At 61.2% G+C, this 17,471-nt stretch carries 13 protein-coding genes, 1 tRNA gene and 1 pseudogene; 14 read left to right on the top strand and 1 reads right to left on the bottom strand.

The features are described from left to right. From HNP55_RS23705 to rpoC, 10 genes and pseudogenes are all read left to right on the top strand, one after another. Window positions 1-95: pseudogene (locus tag HNP55_RS23705) on the top strand (elongation factor Tu); the annotation flags it as partial. A 15-nt stretch (window positions 96-110) separates the two neighbouring features. Beyond that, window positions 111-186: transfer RNA gene (locus tag HNP55_RS23700), tRNA-Trp, on the top strand. Window positions 187-347: 161 nt separating this feature from the next. After that, complete coding sequence (gene secE, locus HNP55_RS23695) at window positions 348-731, top strand: preprotein translocase subunit SecE (protein ID WP_184304843.1); 384 nt, start codon at window positions 348-350, stop codon at window positions 729-731. 21 nt (window positions 732-752) lie between these two features. Further along, entirely contained in the window at window positions 753-1,343 is a 591-nt protein-coding gene (gene nusG, locus HNP55_RS23690) for a transcription termination/antitermination protein NusG (protein ID WP_281385286.1), read from the top strand. Window positions 1,344-1,530: 187 nt separating this feature from the next. After that, entirely contained in the window at window positions 1,531-1,962 is a 432-nt protein-coding gene (gene rplK / locus HNP55_RS23685) for a 50S ribosomal protein L11 (RefSeq protein ID WP_184304841.1), read from the top strand. A gap of 1 nt (window position 1,963) precedes the next feature. Beyond that, window positions 1,964-2,671 carry a 50S ribosomal protein L1 gene (rplA, locus tag HNP55_RS23680; RefSeq protein WP_184304839.1) on the top strand — a complete coding sequence of 236 codons (708 nt, stop codon included), beginning with the start codon at window positions 1,964-1,966 and terminating at the stop codon, window positions 2,669-2,671. A 267-nt stretch (window positions 2,672-2,938) separates the two neighbouring features. Next, window positions 2,939-3,475, top strand: coding sequence for a 50S ribosomal protein L10 (gene rplJ / locus HNP55_RS23675; protein ID WP_184304837.1), 537 nt, complete (start codon window positions 2,939-2,941; stop codon window positions 3,473-3,475). A 45-nt stretch (window positions 3,476-3,520) separates the two neighbouring features. Continuing rightward, a complete protein-coding gene (rplL, locus tag HNP55_RS23670) occupies window positions 3,521-3,898 on the top strand; it encodes a 50S ribosomal protein L7/L12 (RefSeq protein ID WP_058721894.1) in 378 nt (125 codons plus the stop codon). Between the two features lie 435 nt (window positions 3,899-4,333). Continuing rightward, window positions 4,334-8,455 carry a DNA-directed RNA polymerase subunit beta gene (rpoB, locus tag HNP55_RS23665; RefSeq protein ID WP_184304835.1) on the top strand — a complete coding sequence of 1,374 codons (4,122 nt, stop codon included), beginning with the start codon at window positions 4,334-4,336 and terminating at the stop codon, window positions 8,453-8,455. Between the two features lie 96 nt (window positions 8,456-8,551). Continuing rightward, a complete protein-coding gene (gene rpoC, locus HNP55_RS23660; RefSeq protein WP_184304833.1) occupies window positions 8,552-12,772 on the top strand; it encodes a DNA-directed RNA polymerase subunit beta' in 4,221 nt (1,406 codons plus the stop codon). Between the two features lie 46 nt (window positions 12,773-12,818). On the opposite strand, the gene HNP55_RS23655 is transcribed toward rpoC, so the two are convergent. Next, complete coding sequence (locus HNP55_RS23655) at window positions 12,819-13,304, bottom strand: putative toxin-antitoxin system toxin component, PIN family (protein ID WP_184304831.1); 486 nt, start codon at window positions 13,302-13,304, stop codon at window positions 12,819-12,821. Window positions 13,305-13,718: 414 nt separating this feature from the next. Here HNP55_RS23655 and rpsL point away from each other — a divergent pair, with 414 nt between their 5' ends. From rpsL to HNP55_RS23635, 4 genes are all read left to right on the top strand, one after another. Next, a complete protein-coding gene (gene rpsL / locus HNP55_RS23650; protein WP_184304829.1) occupies window positions 13,719-14,093 on the top strand; it encodes a 30S ribosomal protein S12 in 375 nt (124 codons plus the stop codon). A gap of 181 nt (window positions 14,094-14,274) precedes the next feature. After that, on the top strand, window positions 14,275-14,745 hold the full coding sequence (gene rpsG, locus HNP55_RS23645) for a 30S ribosomal protein S7 (protein WP_102766012.1): 471 nt from the start codon (window positions 14,275-14,277) through the stop codon (window positions 14,743-14,745). 70 nt (window positions 14,746-14,815) lie between these two features. Next, window positions 14,816-16,918, top strand: a complete 2,103-nt coding sequence (gene fusA / locus HNP55_RS23640; protein WP_184304827.1) for an elongation factor G — start codon at window positions 14,816-14,818, stop codon at window positions 16,916-16,918. 158 nt (window positions 16,919-17,076) lie between these two features. Further along, window positions 17,077-17,471 (top strand): GTP-binding protein (locus HNP55_RS23635; protein WP_184304825.1); only part of this gene is annotated, 395 nt, incomplete at its 3' end.

The raw sequence follows: 17,471 nt of genomic DNA, 5'->3' as shown, positions 1-17,471 counted from the left end.
TCGCTCCGATCGCCATGGAAACCGGTCTGCGCTTCGCTATCCGCGAAGGTGGCCGTACCGTCGGCTCCGGCGTGGTTGCTACCATCCTGGCCTAAAGTTTCAAGCGCCACAGGGGCGTAGCTCAATTGGCAGAGCGTCGGTCTCCAAAACCGAAGGTCGGGGGTTCGAGACCCTCCGCCCCTGCCAGCTACCGCTGATCACGGTAGTTGGTTTGTTGGTAGTGCATCAGCCCGCGGGAGTTCTTCTCGGCGGGCTTTGCTGCTGATGGCTGCGAAAGAAAAGCGGCCCGGATATCCAAAGCAAATGTGAATGCCGCAGCGCGTTTTGCTCGGCATGGAAAAGAATCAATGTCCAATCCTCAAGTCGAAACCGTCACCACCAGCGCCGACAAGGTCAAGCTGGGTGGTGCTGTGGTGTTGCTGGCTGCGGCCTTGGTGGCGTATTACGCCCTGGCTGCTCAAGGCGCGCTTGCGCAATGGGGCGCGCTGCTGGTGTTGATGGGCGCTTCGGTGGCGGCCTTCTTCACCTCCGAGTCTGGCAAATCCCTGATCGCCTACGGACGTGATTCTCTGCGTGAGGTGCGCAAGGTGGTGTGGCCCACCCGCAAGGAGGCCACCCAAATGACGGGCTATGTGTTTGCGTTTGTCGTTGTGATGGCGCTGTTTTTGTGGCTGACGGACAAGACGCTGGAGTGGGTGCTGTACGACCTGATCCTGGGTTGGAAGCGCTAAGCAAAGCATTGAAGGATTGCAATGACTGAAGAGCAACAAAGCGTTGTCGTGACCGAGGCCGCTGCCGCGCCGGTCGGCCTGCCCAAGCGTTGGTATGTGGTGCATGCCTATTCGGGCATGGAGAAGGCGGTGGAGCGCAATCTGCGCGAGCGCATCGACCGCGCGGAGATGCAGGACAAGTTCGGCCGCATCCTGGTGCCGACCGAAGAAGTCGTTGAGTTGAAGAACGGCAAGAAGGCCGTCACCGAGCGTCGCTTCTTCCCCGGCTATGTGCTGGTGGAAATGGTCATGGACGATGACACCTGGCACTTGGTCAAGCACACCTCCAAGGTGACGGGTTTTGTGGGCGGCGCCAAGAATCGCCCGGCCCCCATCTCGGAAGCCGAGGTGATGAAGATCGTCAGCCAGATGCAAGAGGGCATCGAGAAGCCTCGGCCCAAGGTCGAGTGGATGGTGGGTGAGATCGTGCGCGTCAAGGAAGGCCCGTTCACGGACTTCAACGGCGCCATCGAGGACGTCAACTACGACAAGTCCAAGGTGCGCGTGTCGGTCACCATCTTCGGCCGTGCCACGCCGGTGGAGTTGGACTTCTCGCAGGTCGAGAAGGTCTGATCGGCCTCAAAGGATCAAGAGCCTGACAGGGCTCGCAGCGAGCGTTAAGCGAGTTGCTTCCTGTCCGTAGTCAGCCTGCAACGAGATGCAGGCAAGAGGAGCAAGGGTACGAGGTGTGAATCTCCAGCCCCTTGCGCTAGCACTCAGGAATTGCGGCGGGGCCGCCGCGATTCTGTAAGGAGAAATCATGGCCAAGAAAATTGTCGGCTTTATCAAGCTGCAAGTCGCGGCAGGCAAGGCTAACCCCTCGCCTCCGGTCGGTCCGGCGCTGGGTCAGCGCGGTCTGAACATCATGGAGTTCTGCAAGGCGTTCAACGCTCAGACCCAAGGCCACGAGCCGGGTATGAAGTTGCCGGTGGTCATCACCGCCTACGCAGACAAGAGCTTCACCTTCGTCATCAAGTCGGCGCCCGCAACGGCTCTGATCAAGAAGCTGGCCAAGGTTGACAAGGGTTCGAGCAAGGCCCATCTGGAAAAGGTCGGCAAGCTGACCCGCGCCCAGTTGGAAGAAATCGCCAAGATCAAGGTCAAGGATTTGACCGCCGCCGATCTGGACGCCGCTGTTCGTACGATTGCTGGTTCCGCTCGCTCGATGGGCGTGCTGGTGGAGGGTGTTTGAGATGGCAAAGCTGACTAAACGCCAAAAGTCCTTGCAAGGTAAGGTCGAGACCACCAAGCTGTACTCGCTGACCGAGGCGCTGAACCTGGTCAAGAGCCTGGCGACCGCCAAGTTCGACGAGTCCATCGACGTCGCCGTGCAACTGGGCGTGGATGCCAAGAAGTCTGACCAGGTCGTGCGTGGCGCGGTCGTGATGCCTAACGGCATCGGCAAGACCAAGCGCGTCGCCGTGTTCGCCCAAGGCGCCAAGGCTGAAGAGGCCAAGGCCGCCGGCGCCGACGTGGTCGGCATGGAAGACCTGGCAGAGCGCATCAAGGCTGGCGACATGCCTTTCGATGTGGTCATCGCCTCGCCCGACACCATGCGTATCGTCGGTACCCTGGGTCAGGTGCTGGGCCCCCGCGGCCTGATGCCTAACCCCAAGGTCGGCACCGTGACGCCTGACGTCGCCACCGCTGTCAAGAACGCCAAGGCTGGTCAAGTCCAGTTCCGCGTTGACAAGGGCGGCATCATTCACGGCACCCTCGGCCGTCGTTCCTTCGACACCGACAAGCTGGAAGGCAATCTGCGCGCGCTGATCGAAGCGCTGAACAAGTCCAAGCCGGCAACGAGCAAGGGCGTGTACCTGCGCAAGGTTGCGATCTCGTCGACCATGGGCGTTGGCGCCCGTGTGGACGTGGGCAGCATCAACGCTCAGGCCTCGGCTTAAGTTTGAAAAGAGGTGCAGCGCTGGTCTGGCGCTGCGCTGTTGAATTGGTGGGGCGGAGCGAGCGAAGGCTTGGTCCGCGTCATCCAAGACCGTTGGTGTGAGGTCGCTTCGGCGGCATCGCTTAATCGAAAGCCCGGCGTGAGTCGGGTGGCAAACCAGCGCAGATGGCGGTCCCGCTGTAAAGGATTTTTCCTGGACAGAAGGTCGCTGAACCCGGGTGTGTTTGGAGCCGCAAGGTAAAGAACACGTTTTTGTGAGGAGTAGACCTTGAGTCTCAATCGCAACGAGAAAGCAGCCGTCGTTACGGATGTGGCAGCCCAAGCGGCGAAGTCGCAGACCCTGGCGTTGGCCGAATACCGTGGCCTCACTGTGGAAGCCTTGAACAAGCTGCGCGTCGACGCACGTTCCAAGGGTGTTTATCTTCACGTGCTGAAGAACACCCTGGCACGTCGTGCCGTTGCTGGCACCCCGTTCGAAGCCGCCGCAGAGAGCATGGTCGGTCCGCTGATCTATGGCTTTTCTGAAGACGCTGTTGCCGCCGCTAAAGTCATCGCTGACTTTGCCAAGAGCAACGACAAACTGATCATCAAGGGCGGCGCCTACGGCGGCAAGGCCCTGGACGCAAACGGCATCAAGGCCCTGGCATCTGTGCCCAGCAAGGAAGTTCTGCTGGCTCAACTGCTGGGTCTCATGCAGTCGCCCGTCTCGCGCTTCGCGCGTGTCGTGGCCGCTGTGGCCGAACAGCGTGGCGCTGGCGCTCCTGCCGAAGCCGCTGTTGCGGAAGAAGCTGCGCCTGCAGCTTGATCGATCAGCTTTACAAGCAACCCATACTGAATCTAGGAGCCAAAAATGGCATTCGATAAAGACGCATTCATCACCGCCCTGGACGCCATGACCGTTCTGGAACTCAACGACCTGGTCAAGGCCATTGAAGAGAAGTTCGGCGTGTCCGCCGCTGCCATGGCTGCCCCCGCAGCCGGTGGCGCCGCTGCTGGTGCAGCCGCTGCTGAAGAGCAGACCGAGTTCAACGTCATCCTGGCTGACGTCGGCGCCAACAAGGTGTCCGTCATCAAGGCTGTCCGCGAAATCACCGGCCTGGGCCTGAAGGAAGCCAAGGACCTGGTCGACGCAGCTCCCAAGGCTGTCAAGGAAGGCGTGTCCAAGGCTGACGCCGACGCTGCCAAGAAGAAGCTGGAAGAAGCCGGCGCCAAGGTCGACGTCAAGTAATGACTGCGGGTGTGGGCCTGCTCCGGCGGCCCTCATCCGGTTTGACAAAGCACCAGGTCACGCAACCGGTCTGCTCTTTGTCGCTGATGAGCCTGACGAGGCCGTTGGCAAAAAGTACAGGGGCAGGGCGATTGTCAATGACTTAAAAGGGGTGGTCTTTCAGACCTCCCCTTTTAGCGTTTGAAGGTCATGTTGTTCCGAGGATAGTTGAAAGCCTCGCGCGCGGTATGATGCGCGGTTCTTTCAAGTGTTCTCTGATCCGACTGCAGAGAGCCGGTTTGGTCGGACCCTGGTGCAATGCCGGGGTTGTCCGCCAGCGGTTGGTAGTGGCCAACCACCAAGCGTCGAACCTTCCGTCCTGGAATGGGTTCGGAAAGCCAGTCGCCGACGAAGTCCGTTCCACGGCCAGGGATGGGCTCTCGACACGGAGTGTTTATGGCGCAAGCAACCCCCTATAGCTATACCGAGCGCAAGCGAATTCGCAAGAGCTTTGGCAAGCGTGAGAGCGTTCTCAACGTTCCCTATTTGCTGACCATGCAGAAGGAGGCCTATGTCGCCTTCCTGCAAAAGGATGTTCCCGCTGCAAAGCGCAAGGCCGAGGGCCTGCAAGCAGCTTTCCTGTCCGCGTTCCCGATTGTTTCGCACAACGGTTTCGTGGAAATGAAATTCCTCGAATACAACATCGCCAAGCCCCCGTTTGACACCCGCGAGTGCCAGCAACGGGGCTTGACCTATGCAGCCGCCGTGCGTGCGCGTCTGCAGATGATCATCTATGACCGTGAATCGCCCCAGGCGAAGACCGTCAAGGAGATCAAGGAGCAAGAGGTCTATATGGGCGAAGTGCCCTTGATGACCGACTACGGCTCCTTCATCGTCAATGGCACCGAGCGTGTCATCGTCTCCCAGTTGCACCGCTCGCCCGGCGTGTTCTTCGAGCACGACAAGGGCAAGACCCACTCGTCCGGCAAGCTGCTGTTCTCGGCCCGCATCATTCCTTACCGCGGCTCGTGGCTGGACTTCGAGTTCGACGCCAAGGACATCTTGTTCTTCCGCGTCGACCGCCGCCGCAAGATGCCGGTCACCATCCTGCTCAAGGCCATCGGCCTGAACCCCGAGCAGATCCTGGCTCACTTCTTCGTCTTCGATAACTTCCGTCTGATGGACGCAGGTGCGCAGATGGAATTCGTGGCCGACCGCCTGAAGGGTGAAGTTGCCCGCTTTGACCTGACCGACAAGAGCGGCACCGTCATCGTCGAGAAGGACAAGCGCATCACCGCACGCCATGTGCGTCAGATGGAGCAATCCGGCACCCAGCATGTCACCGTGCCCGAAGACTTCCTGCTTGGCCGCGTGCTGGCCAAGAATATGGTCGACGGCGACACCGGCGAAATCATCGCCAAGGCCAATGACGAGCTGACCGACGCGCTGCTGAAGAAGCTGCGCCAGGCCGGCATCAAGGACATCCAGTGCTTGTTCACCAACGAGCTGGATGAGGGCGCCTACATCAGCCAGACTCTGGGCGCGGATGAAACCGCCGACCAGCTGGCTGCCCGCGTCGCCATCTACCGCATGATGCGTCCCGGCGAGCCGCCGACGGAAGATGCCGTCGAGGCCTTGTTCAACCGCCTGTTCTACAGCGCCGACACCTACGATCTGTCGCGCGTGGGCCGCATGAAGTTCAACGCCCGTGCCGGCCGCGACACGCCCGAAGGCGCCATGACCTTGTCGAACGAGGACATCCTCGACGTCGTCAAGATCCTGGTCGAGCTGCGCAATGGCCGCGGCGAGGTCGATGACATCGACCACCTGGGCAATCGCCGCGTGCGTTGCGTGGGCGAGCTGGCCGAGAACCAGTACCGCTCGGGCCTGGCCCGTATCGAGAAGGCCGTCAAGGAGCGTCTGGGCCAGGCCGAGACCGAAGCCCTGATGCCGCATGATCTGATCAACTCCAAGCCCATCTCTGCGGCCTTGAAGGAGTTCTTCGGCGCCTCGCAGCTCTCGCAGTTCATGGACCAGACCAACCCCCTGTCGGAAATCACGCACAAGCGTCGTGTTTCCGCCCTGGGCCCGGGTGGTTTGACTCGCGAGCGCGCCGGCTTCGAAGTCCGCGACGTGCACCCCACGCACTACGGCCGCGTCTGCCCCATCGAAACGCCTGAAGGCCCGAACATCGGCCTGATCAACTCCCTGGCTCTGTACGCCCAGCTGAACGAGTACGGCTTCCTGGAAACGCCTTATCGTCGCGTCGTCGACGGCAAGGTGACCAGCCAGATCGACTATCTGTCGGCCATCGAAGAAGGCAAGTACGTCATTGCGCAGGCGAATGCTTCGCTGAGCAAGGAAGGCGCACTGATCGACGAGCTGGTGTCGGCGCGTGAAAACGGTGAGTCGGTGCTGACTTCTCCTGAGCGCATCCAGTACATGGACGTGGCGCCTACGCAGATCGTCTCGGTGGCGGCCTCGCTGGTGCCCTTCCTGGAGCACGACGATGCGAACCGTGCCTTGATGGGCGCGAATATGCAGCGTCAGGCCGTGCCCATTCTGCGCCCCGAAAAAGCCATGGTCGGTACCGGCGTTGAGCGTGTGGCGGCCAAGGACTCGGGCACGGTCGTGGCGGCGCGCCGCGGCGGTATCGTCGATTACGTGGACACGAACCGTATCGTGATTCGCGTCAACGACGAAGAAACCGTGGCTGGTGAAGTCGGCGTCGACATCTACAACCTGATCAAGTATCAGCGTAGCAACCAGAACACCAATATCCATCAGCGCCCCATCGTGCGCCGTGGCGACAAGGTGGCGGCCGAGGACATCATCGCCGACGGTGCTTCGACGGACATCGGCGAGCTGGCTCTGGGCCAGAACATGCTGGTCGCCTTCATGCCCTGGAACGGCTACAACTTCGAAGACTCGATCCTGATCTCCGAACGCGTCATTGCTGAAGACCGCTACACCTCGATCCACATCGAGGAGCTGGTGGTCAACGCGCGTGACACCAAGCTGGGCAGCGAGGAAATCACCCGCGACATCCCCAATCTGTCCGAGCAGCAACTGGCGCGCCTGGACGAGTCGGGCATCGTGTACGTCGGTGCCGAAGTCAACCCCGGCGACGTGCTGGTGGGCAAGGTCACGCCCAAGGGCGAGACCACGCTGACTCCGGAAGAGAAGCTCTTGCGCGCCATCTTCGGCGAGAAGGCCTCCGACGTGAAGGACACCTCGCTGCGTGTCGACCAAGGCACCTCGGGCACCGTCATCGACGTGCAGGTCTTCACCCGTGAAGGCATTCAGCGTGACAAGCGCGCTCAGCAGATCATTGACGATGAGCTGAAGCGCTTCCGCCTGGACCTGAACGACCAGCTGCGCATCGTTGAGGCCGACGCCTTCGACCGTATCGAAAAGCTGCTGAATGGCCGCGTGGCCAACGGCGGCCCGCAGAAGATCGCCAAGGGCACGGTCATCGACAAGGCCTATCTGGCCGGCGTCGAGAAGTTCCACTGGTTTGACATCCGCCCCGCCGAGGACGAGGTCGCCAACCAGCTGGAATCGATCAAGAACTCGCTGGAGCAGACCCGCCACAGCTTCGACTTGGCCTTCGAAGAGAAGCGCAAGAAGCTGACCCAGGGCGACGAGTTGCCGGCTGGCGTGCTGAAGATGGTCAAGGTCTACCTGGCCGTCAAGCGCCGCCTGCAGCCCGGCGACAAGATGGCCGGCCGTCACGGTAACAAGGGCGTGGTGTCCAAGATCGCTCCGATCGAAGACATGCCTTATATGGCCGACGGCACGCCTGCCGACATCGTGCTCAACCCGCTGGGCGTGCCTTCGCGGATGAACGTGGGCCAGGTGCTGGAAGTTCACCTGGGCTGGGCCGGCAAGGGCATTGGTCAGCGCATCGGCGACATGCTGCAGGCACACGCTCGCGTGGCCGAGCTGCGTCAGTTCTTTGATGAGCTGTACAACAAGTCCGGTGGCAAGCCCGAGCATCTGGAAGACCTGAGCGACGATGAAATCGTCGAGATGGCTCACAACCTGCGCAACGGCGTTCCTTTCGCGACCCCGGTCTTCGACGGTGCCAAGGAAGAAGAAATCCGCGCCATGCTGAAGCTGGCCTACCCGGATGACATCGCCGCCAAGAAGGGCCTGACCGCCTCGCGCACCCAGGCCTATCTGTCGGACGGCCGTACCGGCGAGCGCTTCGAGCGTCCGACCACCGTCGGCTATATGCATGTGCTGAAGCTGCACCACTTGGTGGACGACAAGATGCACGCCCGTTCGACCGGCCCCTACAGCTTGGTCACTCAGCAGCCGCTGGGTGGTAAGGCCCAGTTCGGTGGCCAGCGTTTCGGTGAAATGGAAGTGTGGGCGCTGGAAGCTTATGGCGCCTCCTACATCCTGCAGGAAATGCTGACCGTCAAGTCCGACGACGTGAACGGCCGTACCAAGGTGTATGAGTCCATCGTCAAGGGTGAGCACACGATCGAGGCCGGCATGCCGGAGTCGTTCAATGTGCTGGTCAAGGAAATCCGGTCGCTCGGTATCGATATTGAGTTGGAGCGCAACTAAGGGCATTGCGGGGCAGGCGGCCTTCGCGGACACGCGAGCCGCTCTGTCCCTCCACTGACCAAGAGTTCTGTTTCCAACCGCAAATTAGGAGAAGCCATGAAGGGCTTACTGGACCTGTTCAAGCAGTTCACCCCGGATGAACACTTCGACGCGATCAAGATCGGGCTGGCCTCGCCCGAGAAGATCCGTTCGTGGTCTTTCGGCGAGGTGAAGAAGCCTGAGACCATCAACTACCGCACGTTCAAGCCCGAGCGTGACGGCCTGTTCTGCGCCAAGATTTTCGGCCCCATCAAGGACTACGAGTGCCTGTGCGGCAAGTACAAGCGCCTGAAGCACCGCGGTGTGATCTGCGAGAAGTGCGGCGTTGAAGTCACCCAAACCAAGGTGCGCCGTGACCGCATGGGTCATATCGACCTGGCCGCACCCTGCGCCCATATCTGGTTCCTGAAGTCCCTGCCTTCGCGCCTGGGCCTGGTGCTGGACATGACGCTGCGTGACATCGAGCGCGTGCTGTACTTTGAAGCGTACGTGGTCGTTGACTCGGGCATGACGCCGCTGAAGAAGTTCTCGATCATGACCGAGGACGACTACGACGCGAAGCGCCTGGAGTTCGGTGACGAGTTCATCGCCCTGATGGGCGCCGAGGGCATCAAGAAGCTGCTGGAGGAGATGGATCTCGACGTCGAGATCGACCGCCTGCGCAACGACATGACCGGCTCCGAGCTCAAGGTCAAGAAGAACTCCAAGCGCCTCAAGGTCATGGAGGCCTTCAAGCGTTCGGGCATCAAGCCGAACTGGATGGTGCTGGAAGTGCTGCCCGTGCTGCCGCCGGATCTGCGTCCGCTGGTGCCGCTGGACGGCGGCCGCTTCGCGACCTCCGACCTGAACGATCTGTACCGCCGCGTCATCAACCGCAACAACCGCCTGGCCCGTCTGCTGGAGTTGAAGGCCCCCGAGATCATCGTGCGCAACGAAAAGCGCATGCTGCAGGAAGCCGTCGACTCGCTGCTGGACAACGGCCGCCGCGGCAAGGCCATGACCGGCGCCAACAAGCGTGCGCTCAAGTCCCTGGCCGACATGATCAAGGGCAAGAGCGGTCGTTTCCGTCAGAACTTGCTGGGTAAGCGCGTCGACTACTCCGGCCGTTCGGTGATTACCGTGGGCCCGACCCTCAAGCTGCACCAGTGCGGCCTGCCCAAGCTGATGGCGCTGGAGCTGTTCAAGCCCTTCATCTTCTCGCGCCTGGAGGCGATGGGCATCGCCACCACCATCAAGGCGGCGAAGAAGGAAGTCGAATCCGGCACGCCGGTGGTCTGGGACATCCTGGAAGAGGTCATCAAGGAGCACCCGGTTCTGTTGAACCGCGCACCTACGCTGCACCGTCTGGGCATCCAGGCTTTCGAGCCCGTGCTGATCGAAGGCAAGGCGATTCAACTGCACCCGCTCGTTTGCTCGGCCTTCAACGCCGACTTCGACGGTGACCAGATGGCCGTCCACGTGCCCCTGTCCATCGAGGCGCAGATGGAAGCCCGCACCCTGATGCTGGCCTCCAACAACGTGCTGTTCCCGGCCTCGGGCGAGCCCTCCATCGTGCCTTCGCAAGACGTGGTGCTGGGCCTGTACTACGCCACCCGCGAGCGCATCAACGGCAAGGGCGAGGGCATGGTCTTCCAAGACATCCCCGAGCTGATCCGTGCGCTGGAGAACGGCGCGGTGGAAATCACCGCCCGTATCAACGTCCGCATGGTGCACTACACCAAGGGCGCCCAGCCGGGTGAATGGATCGGCGAGACCAAGCTGACCAGCACGACCGTGGGCCGAGCGCTGCTGAGCGAGATCCTGCCCAAGGGCCTGCCGTTCGCGAACATCGACAAGGCGCTGAAGAAGAAAGAAATTTCGCGCCTGATCAACACCTCTTTCCGCAAGTGCGGCCTGAAGGAAACCGTGGTGCTGGCCGACAAGCTGCTGCAAAGCGGTTTCCGTCTGGCCACGCGCGCCGGCATCTCCATCGCCATCGACGATATGTTGGTGCCGACCGAGAAGCCCGGCCTGATCGCCCGCGCCGAGCAGGAAGTCAAGGAGATCGAGCAGCAGTACATCTCCGGTCTGGTGACGGCCGGCGAGCGCTATAACAAGGTGGTGGACATCTGGGGCAAGACCGGCGACGAAGTCGGCAAGGTCATGATGACCCAGCTGTCCAAGCAAAAGACCACCGACCGTCATGGCAAGGAAGTGGATCAGGAGTCCTTCAACTCCATCTACATGATGGCCGACTCCGGCGCCCGCGGTTCCGCGGCCCAGATTCGTCAGCTCTCCGGTATGCGGGGTCTGATGGCCAAGCCCGACGGCTCCATCATTGAGACGCCGATTACCGCGAACTTCCGCGAAGGCCTGAACGTTCTGCAGTACTTCATTTCCACCCACGGTGCTCGTAAGGGTCTGGCGGATACGGCTTTGAAGACGGCGAACTCCGGTTACTTGACCCGTCGTCTGGTCGACGTGACGCAGGACCTGGTGGTGATCGAGGACGATTGCGGCACCGACAACGGCCTGGCCATGCGCGCCCTGGTCGAAGGCGGCGAGGTGATCGAATCCTTGCGCGACCGCGTGCTGGGCCGTGTCACGGCCATCGAGGTGCTGCACCCCGAGACCCAGGCCGTGCTGCTGCCGGCCAAGACCATGCTGGACGAAGACACGCTGGACATGCTGGAACAAGCCGGCGTGGACGAGGTCAAGGTCCGCACCCCGCTGACCTGCGCCACCCGCTTCGGCCTGTGCGCCCACTGCTATGGCCGCGACCTGGGCCGTGGTGGTCTGGTCAATGCCGGTGAAGCCGTTGGTGTGATCGCTGCTCAGTCCATCGGTGAACCCGGTACTCAGCTGACCATGCGGACCTTCCACATCGGTGGTGCGGCTTCGCGCGCGGCCGTGGCTTCGAGCGTCGATGCCAAGTCGGAAGGCTTGATCGGCTTCAACGCCACCATGCGTTACGTGACCAATGGCAAGGGCGAGTTGGTGGTGATCAGCCGCTCCGGCGAGATCATCATTGCCGACCAGCACGGTCGCGAGCGCGAGCGTCACAAAGTGCCTTACGGCGCCATCCTGAGCATCAAGCCCGACCAGGCCATCAAGGCCGGCACCATCCTGGCCAATTGGGATCCGCTGACCCGCCCCATCATCACCGAATTCGCGGGTACCGCGAAGTTCGAGAATGTGGAAGAAGGCGTCACCGTGGCCAAGCAGGTGGACGAAGTCACCGGCTTGTCCACCCTGGTGGTGATCGACCCCAAGCGCCGCGGCGCCGCCAAGGTCATCCGTCCTCAGGTCAAGCTGCTGGATGCCAACGGCCATGAAGTGAAGATCCCCGGCACCGACCACTCGGTGACGATCGGCTTCCAGGTCGGCTCGCTGATTCAGGTGCGCGATGGCCAGGAACTGGCTCCTGGCGAAGTGCTGGCCCGTATCCCCATGGAAGGTCAGAAGACCCGCGACATTACCGGCGGTCTGCCGCGTGTGGCCGAGTTGTTCGAAGCCCGTTCGCCCAAGGATGTGGGCGTGCTGGCCGAGCAGACCGGCACGGTGTCTTTCGGCAAGGAGACCAAGGGCAAGATTCGCCTGGAAATCACCGACCCGGATGGCAAGAAGCACGAGGAGCTGGTGCCCAAGGAAAAGAACATCCTGGTGCACGAAGGCCAGGTGGTCAACCGCGGCGAATTGATTGTGGACGGCGCTGCCGACCCGCAAGACATCCTGCGCCTGCTGGGCATCGAAGAGCTGGCTCGCTACATCGTCGACGAAGTGCAGGACGTGTATCGCTTGCAAGGTGTGAAGATCAACGACAAGCACATCGAGGTGATCGTTCGCCAGATGCTGCGTCGTGTGCAGATCACCAACCCGGGCGACTCCAGCTACATCATCAACGAGCAGATCGAGCGCTCGGAGCTGCTGGACACCAATGACCGTCTGCGCAAGGAGGGCAAGATGATTGCCACCCACTCGGACGTGCTGATGGGTATCACCAAGGCCTCGCTGTCGACCGACTCCTTCATCTCTGCGGCTTCCTTCCAGGAAACCACCCGCGTGCTGACCGAGGCTGCCATCATGGGCAAGCGCGACGAGCTGCGCGGCCTGAAGGAAAACGTCATCGTGGGTCGCCTGATCCCCGCCGGTACCGGCATGGCCTTCCACCGCGCCCGTTATGCCAAGGAGAAGATGGACGACGCCGAGCGCCGCGCCATTGCTCAGCAAGAAGCCGAGGAATTGGCTTCGGCACAAATGGCCAGCGTGGACGCCGGTCAAGAAGGCGCGGCCGAGTAATTCGGTTCAGCCTGCAAGCAAAAGGCCACCCTTGGGTGGCCTTTTTTTATATCTGTGCAAGGGTGGCTTGGCGGCTGGCAAGGAGTTGCCGGGTCCAGGCCTCGGGTGTCAGGATCTCGACCCCGAAGGCGCGCGCTCGCTTGGCCAAGGCCAGCACGGCGCGGTCGCGGGAAATCAGCCAGCGCGCCTGGGCGGCAACCGCCAGATCGATGAACATCTGATCGTCCGGGTCGCGGCAGATCAAGCGGATCACGCGTGGCGGCGCCTGCTCCACCATCTGGCAGTGCTTGGCAAAACCCTCGCGAACCTGCTCCAAATTGGGTGCGTAGCTGGCTGCCACGCCGCGACCCAGCACATGCAAAATTTCGTCCAGCATGGCCGCTTGGCCCACCCAGCGCAGCTGAGCGTTACTGATGGCCTCGACCAAGATCTGCACCCGTACATCGTTGAAGACCAGCCAGTCCATCACGACCTGGGTGTCTATCACCACGAGAGGAGCGGGGTTGGCGGCAGGGGAGGGCGCAGGAATCATGGCAGCGTGAGCGGGCAAAAGCCGACAAGAATACCCGGATGTTAGGGATTCCAAGCCCGGCAGCCCGGGTTTGCGGCCAAAACGGCCTGTTTTCCGGCTAGAGCCTCGGTCACTCGGCCCTGCTTGTGCGTTTTCTGGGTTCTGGTCTACAATCGCAGGCTCTTCGGCGGGCCTTGCTGCGCATTTCGCGCGCGGTTTGAAAGTCCTGCAAAGTCTTTGCATCAAGTGCTGCAAGATCGGATCGAGTTCTGTTTGAGCACGATTCCTTGCGGCAGCTATGGTCGGCAGCGTGCCGGCCTTGGTTTGTTGGTCGATTCAAGACCTTCGCTTCGCGGTGCCAAGACCAGTTCTGAAGGCAGCTCATCCTGAGCCTTGCCGCCGAAGCGTGTGACTTCAAACGGGAACAAGTTACTTATGCCAACCATCAATCAGCTCGTGCGCCACGGTCGTGAGACCGAGGTCACGAAATCCAAATCGCCGGCGATGCAGGGTTGCCCCCAGCGTCGTGGCGTGTGCACCCGCGTGTACACCACCACTCCTAAGAAGCCTAACTCGGCGCTCCGTAAGGTTGCCAAGGTTCGTTTGACGAACGGTTTCGAGGTTATTTCCTACATCGGCGGCGAAGGCCACAATCTGCAGGAACACAGCGTTGTGCTGGTTCGCGGCGGCCGTGTGAAGGACTTGCCGGGTGTGCGTTACCACATCGTTCGTGGCTCGCTCGACTTGCAAGGCGTGAAAGACCGCAAGCAGTCGCGTTCCAAGTACGGCGCGAAGCGTCCCAAGAAGTAATACAAGCTTGTCAGGCGCGGCAGCATGCTCGCGCAGGATATTTAGCGGTTTGTGCCGGGCCTAAGGTCTGGTAGCAGCCGAGTAAGTGGACGGCCCAAATAAAGCGCGATGCTTTCGGTGCTAGTCCAGCGGTAAAGGGTGGTCAAAGCCCCGCACCAACTGAAGCAAGAGGAAGATTCCCATGCCACGTCGTCGCGAAGTACCCAAACGCGAAATCCTGCCGGATCCCAAGTTCGGCAATGTCGATCTGTCCAAGTTCATGAACGTCATCATGGAATCGGGCAAGAAGGCGGTTGCAGAGCGCATCATCTACGGTGCGCTGGAACAAGTCGAAAAGAAGGTCGGCAAGGATCCCCTGGAAGTGTTCCTGGTGGCCTTGAACAACGTCAAGCCTATGGTCGAAGTGAAGTCACGCCGCGTTGGCGGTGCGAACTACCAAGTTCCCGTGGAAGTTCGTCCTGTCCGCCGTATGGCTCTGGCCATGCGCTGGCTGAAAGAGTCGGCCCGCAAGCGCGGTGAGAAGTCCATGTCTCAGCGTCTGGCCAATGAGTTGCTCGAGGCCGCAGAAGGCCGCGGCGGCGCCATGAAGAAGCGTGACGAAGTTCACCGCATGGCCGAAGCCAACAAGGCGTTCTCGCACTTCCGCTTCTAATTTACTTCGATTCAGCCGCCTCGGGTTTCTACTGACCCGCTGGCGGCTCCTGCCTTTCTGGAGTGACATCATGGCACGCAAGACCCCCATCGAGCGCTACCGCAATATCGGTATCTCGGCGCACATCGACGCTGGCAAGACCACGACGACCGAGCGTATTCTTTTCTACACCGGTGTGAACCACAAGATCGGTGAAGTGCATGATGGCGCCGCCACCATGGACTGGATGGAGCAAGAGCAAGAGCGCGGCATCACGATTACCTCGGCTGCCACGACCTGCTTCTGGAAGGGCATGGACGCATCGCGCCCCGAGCACCGCATCAACATCATCGACACCCCCGGACACGTGGACTTCACGATTGAAGTCGAGCGCTCGATGCGCGTGCTGGACGGTGCTTGCATGGTTTATTGCGCCGTGGGTGGCGTGCAGCCCCAGTCGGAAACCGTCTGGCGCCAAGCCAATAAGTACAAAGTGCCTCGCCTGGCCTTTGTCAACAAGATGGACCGTACCGGTGCCAACTTCTACAAGGTCGTCGACCAGATGCGCGCTCGCCTGAAGGCGAACCCCGTCCCCGTCGTCCTGCCTATCGGCGCTGAAGAAAACTTCAAGGGCGTGATCGACCTGATGGTCATGAAGGCCATCTACTGGGACGAAGCTTCCCAGGGCATGAAGTTCGACTACCGTGAGATCCCGGCTGAACTGCAGGCCGAAGCTCAAAAGTGGCGCGACAACCTGGTTGAAGCCGCCGCCGAGTCGAACGAAGACATGATGAACAAGTACCTGGAAACCGGCGAGCTGAGCGACGCCGAGGTCCTGCAAGGCATCCGTGCCCGTACGCTGGCGGCTGAGATCCAGCCCATGTTCTGCGGTACCGCCTTCAAGAACAAGGGCGTGCAGCGCATGCTGGACGGCGTGCTGGACTTCATGCCTTCGCCCATCGACGTGCCTCCCGTGCCCGGCACCGACGAAGATGACCAGCCGGTGACGCGCGACGCTTCCGACTCGGCCAAGTTCTCGGCCCTGGCCTTCAAGCTGATGACCGACCCCTACGTCGGCCAGCTGACTTTCGTGCGCGTTTACTCCGGCGTGCTGAAGTCGGGTGACTCGGTTTACAACCCGATCCGCGGCAAGAAAGAGCGTATCGGCCGTATCTTGCAGATGCACGCCAACCAGCGCGAAGAAATCTCGGAAATTCTGGCTGGCGACATCGCTGCTTGCGTGGGCCTGAAGGACGTGACCACCGGCGAAACCCTGTGCGATCCCGAGTCCATCATCACCTTGGAAAAGATGGTGTTCCCCGAGCCCGTGATTTCGCAGGCCGTCGAACCCAAGACCAAGGCCGACCAGGAAAAGATGGGTATCGCCCTGGGCCGTCTGGCCAAGGAAGATCCTTCCTTCCGTCTGCGTACCGACGAAGAATCGGGTCAGACCATCATTTCCGGCATGGGCGAATTGCACCTGGAAATCATTGTCGACCGCATGAAGCGCGAGTTCGGCGTGGAAGCCAATGTGGGTAAGCCGCAAGTGGCTTACCGCGAAACCATCCGCAAGACGGCTACCGACGTCGAAGGCAAGTTCGTTCGCCAGTCCGGTGGTAAGGGCCAGTACGGCCATGTCGTGCTGACCGTCGAGCCGCAAGAGCCGGGCAAGGGTTTCGAGTTCGTCGACGCCATCAAGGGCGGTGTGGTTCCTCGTGAATTCATCCCTGCGGTCGAGAAGGGCATCATCGACAGCCTGCCTAACGGCGTGCTGGCCGGCTTCCCGGTGGTGGACGTCAAGGTCACGCTGACCTTCGGTTCCTACCACGAAGTGGACTCGAACGAAAACGCCTTCAAGATGGCCGCATCGATGGGCTTCAAGGAAGGCTGCCGCAAGGCTTCGCCGGTGATCCTGGAGCCTATGATGGCCGTGGAAGTCGAAACGCCTGAAGACTATGCCGGTAACGTGATGGGCGACCTGTCCAGCCGTCGCGGCATGGTGCAGGGCATGGACGATATGGTCGGCGGCGGCAAGGTCATCAAGGCCGAAGTCCCCCTGTCGGAAATGTTCGGCTACTCGACGACCCTGCGTTCCGCCACGCAAGGCCGTGCAACGTACACCATGGAGTTCAAGCACTACAGCGAAGCTCCCAAGAACGTTGCTGAGGCCATCATCACTGCTCGCGGCAAGTGATGGATTTGAGGGGGTGAGGGCTTCGCTGCCTTTGCTCTCTCGTCTCAATTGAATCGTCTTCGTGAGGCTCTTCCCGTTTGCCAGTCGGCGGGAATCAAAGAGTGCACGGAAACGCTAAACCCCCAGACTGGCCCCCTGTTCTTTTTGGAGTAAACCAAATGGCAAAGAGTAAATTTGAGCGCACCAAGCCGCACGTCAACGTCGGCACCATTGGTCACGTTGACCACGGCAAGACCACGCTGACGGCTGCAATCGCAACCGTGCTGTCGGCCAAATTCGGCGGCGAGGCCAAGGCCTACGACCAGATCGACGCAGCACCCGAAGAAAAGGCTCGCGGCATCACCATCAACACCGCCCACGTCGAGTACGAAACGGCCAACCGCCACTACGCTCACGTGGACTGCCCCGGCCACGCTGACTATGTGAAGAACATGATCACCGGCGCCGCGCAGATGGATGGCGCGATCCTGGTGTGCTCGGCCGCTGACGGCCCGATGCCCCAGACCCGCGAGCACATCCTGCTGGCCCGCCAAGTGGGCGTGAAGTACATCAT

The sequence above is a fragment of the Roseateles oligotrophus genome (genome assembly GCF_014204525.1).
Taxonomy (GTDB): domain Bacteria; phylum Pseudomonadota; class Gammaproteobacteria; order Burkholderiales; family Burkholderiaceae_C; genus Paucibacter_A; species Paucibacter_A oligotrophus_A.
The sequence above is the reverse complement of the archived record's forward strand: the minus strand, read 5'-3'. Positions and strand labels throughout refer to the sequence as shown.